The following is a 2,140-nucleotide window of genomic DNA, read 5'->3' on the forward strand; positions in this document are numbered from 1 at the left end:
TCCCTTGGGGAAGGTTAGGATGGGTCTGCGGTTATGATGGGTCTGCGGCCAGGTGTGGCTGACACCAGACCTATGCATCGTTCTGCATCCTTATTCTCCATTCCTGCGGAAATAGGTTGTTGGTGCGGTTGCCCAGGTTTTTCACGAATCCCAGGTTCAGCCCCTGATACCCCACAGCCACGAATCCGCGCGGTGTGTCAGGCGGTAACTGTATCGGTTCGCGTCTGAGATAGGCAATCGCCGTGGCGCGGTCGAGCTCCGCCGTGGCGAAGGCTTCCGGGTTGAATGCCGTTGAGAGGGCGAGACCTTCGGCTGGTATGATGTCCTTGCCCTTCGGCTCTCCCAGTTCGATGCCGGCATGCATCGCGCGCAGCTTCTCCAGTGCGGTGTCATACACGTTGCGCCACTGTTTCCTCACCGCCACGAAGCGCTGTCCGAGCGTGGTGATGCTGAAGTCCTCGTTGCCCTTTATCCATCCGCTCATCTCCTTAGCCCCCTTCACGGCCTGTTCTGCCGATGCCTTTCCGCGCCGTTTCTGCTTCTTGTCCTTTTTCGTTGCCGAGGAGTCGAGCATACTGATTGTGGTCTGCTGCGAGGCATCGCTTCCCGTCTGTCGCAGAGCCGCCATATACAGACCTTCTGATCGGGTCTCGCCCGGAATGAAATGCCTCTCGGAGAGCTTTTCCATCTGCCATTCAGAGCAGATGAAGTCCACGTTCTCCTCATCCTCCTGCCTGTTGTATGTGCAGGTGGAGTATACGAGCAGTCCGCCGTCTCTCAGACACGGCATGATGTCGGTGATAATCTCCCGTTGCAGTGCGGCGCATTTCTTCACGTTAGCCACCGACCATTCCCTTATCGCCCCCTCGTCTTTGCGGAACATCCCTTCGCCGGAGCAGGGCACGTCGGCGAGTATCACGTCAAACTGCAGTCTGCTGCGCTGGTAGTCGATGGCATAGTTGTTGGTCACTATCACGTCGGGGTGTCCGAACTTCTGTATGTTCTCCATCAGGATGTTTGCCCTGGGGCGCATCGGCTCGTTGGTCATCAGCAGACTTCCCTCGGGCAGCACACTGCGCATGGCGGTGGACTTCCCTCCCGGTGCGGCACACAGGTCGAGCACCATCAGCGGACGGTCGGCGGGTGCGTGGTCGCGTATCACCTGGGTGATATACATCGAGGCAGCCTCCTGCACGTAGTATGCTCCGGCGTGTAGCAGGGGGTCGAGAGTGAACATCGGCCTCTCCTTGAGATAGCGTCCCTCCCGACACCATTCCACGGGCTCGTCTTCCTCTGCCGGCAGTGCCATGCTGTCGGAGCGGAATTTCATCGGGTTCAGTCTCACGCTCACCGGCGGTTCCTCACCCATGGCTTCAGCGAAACGCGTCCACCGCTGCTCTCCCATGATTTCCCGGGTGTATGTGGAGAACTCCTCTGGTAGTGTTGTCTTCGGCGTGGTGGTCATCGTGTGGTGTTATGTTTTTTTTGTTATGATTCCTATTTGTTTATATCCGTGTCCTGCTGCCGCTGGAGTCATGGGGTGCTTACCCCCAAATCGTTCATTAGGCCGTTTATAGTATTTTTATATATACTGCTTGCAGTCTTTTGTTTTTTATAAGCGTCTTTTGTCTGTTTTTAATTCGCAATAGCTCGCTATTACAAACAAAATCCACTCTTCTAAAAACTCAAAATCCAAGCAAGCCATAATGACCGATTGGGGTTTACAGTCATATTGCCGATGCCATAGGCAAGGCTTTCCTCCTCGGCAGTGCTCCGATTATTCGCTTGGCGTCGGTTGTTGAGGCTTCGCAAAATGACAGCAGGGATTTCTAAGAATTTACAAATATAGTGTTTTTCTCCTTCATATCGCCCGTTCGGCGGAAAGAAAATAATATTTGAATCCGTTTTTAACAAATATTCAAGCCCTGATGACCGATTGGGGATAAAGCGTCAGATAATTGATAAAAACAAAAACAGTGAAGAATCATCATATTAGAGCTCTATTTTTTGATACAGGTATCTCATCTTACACCATAAAAGTAATCGTTGTTGCATTTCAATTCCATGAAGGTACGCCCTCAAAATGTTTGCTTCCATCGCTAAGGATACAGCGTTTCAATCCACGCACCCACATAGGGTG

The 2,140-nt window shown here is 52.7% G+C and carries 1 protein-coding gene; it reads right to left on the minus strand.

Annotated features, from left to right (window positions below):
- Positions 1-70: 70 nt before the first annotated feature.
- Positions 71-1,465 (minus strand): methyltransferase RsmF C-terminal domain-like protein, encoded by a 1,395-nt coding sequence (locus QVO99_RS06510; RefSeq protein WP_022316796.1) that lies wholly within the window; start codon positions 1,463-1,465, stop codon positions 71-73.
- Between the last annotated feature and the right edge of the window lie 675 nt (positions 1,466-2,140).

It is taken from the genome of Prevotella sp. CAG:592 (assembly GCF_000436015.1).
GTDB classification, from domain to species: domain Bacteria; phylum Bacteroidota; class Bacteroidia; order Bacteroidales; family Bacteroidaceae; genus Prevotella; species Prevotella pectinovora.

What these genes read in the sequence shown, in the direction of transcription:
- QVO99_RS06510 (WP_022316796.1), bottom strand. Translation starts at nt 1,465, where the DNA reads ATGACCACCACGCCGAAGACAACACTACCAGAGGAGTTCTCCACATAC.